Source organism: Streptobacillus canis (genome assembly GCF_009733925.1).
Taxonomy (GTDB): Bacteria; Fusobacteriota; Fusobacteriia; order Fusobacteriales; family Leptotrichiaceae; genus Streptobacillus; species Streptobacillus canis.
Window position 1 is genome coordinate 1 of sequence record NZ_WOEI01000059.1, and the last position, 674, is coordinate 674.

The following is a 674-nucleotide window of genomic DNA, read 5'->3' on the forward strand; positions in this document are numbered from 1 at the left end:
TGATCATAGTATTAAATTTAATAATAATAGTTATTTCTTAATAGATGAAGATAGTAATAGACAGTATATTAAAGCAAAAACAGAAGTATTAGTTATTAAAGCATTTGATAAAAATATTTATGCTAGTGTTGATGATAAGATATATCGTCTAGAAGAAATACCATCACATAAAGAATACTCAGAAAATTTTGATTTTAAAGAAAAAGAAGTTCAAGAAGAAAAGGTTAATAAAAGATATATACCTCCAATGAATCACTCTTGGAAAAAGGCTAGTTTTGAAAAATATCTTGAAAAAATGAAGCACCGTTCTTAACCTAAAAAAACGGTGCTCATATTAACAAATTTTTGGGACATTTTCATTTTTACTTGACACTTTTTTACGTAAATATTTACAAACATTTTGAATTTGATGTAAATTTTCCTGTAAGTCTTCTTAACGAGCTAGCTAAGGAACTAGTTTTTAAAATAAATCGAAAGTAAAGACTTACAAAAAAGGTAGAAAACCTAAAAATTCATTAGATGTTATGTTTAAAATAATTCTTTTATCTGCTTTTTATTCTGAATTAGAATTAAGAAAGATAATAAGAAATTGCAATGAAAATATTAACTTCATATATCTTCTTAACGGTGAAGAAGCACCTAAATTAACAAGATTACAAAATTTTATTGAGAGA

The 674-nt window shown here is 24.2% G+C and carries 2 pseudogenes; both read left to right on the top strand.

Annotated elements, in window-relative coordinates:
* Positions 1-313: pseudogene (locus GM111_RS08325) on the top strand (ISNCY family transposase); the annotation flags it as partial.
* Positions 314-515: 202 nt separating this feature from the next.
* Positions 516-674, top strand: a pseudogene (locus tag GM111_RS08625) (transposase); the annotation flags it as partial.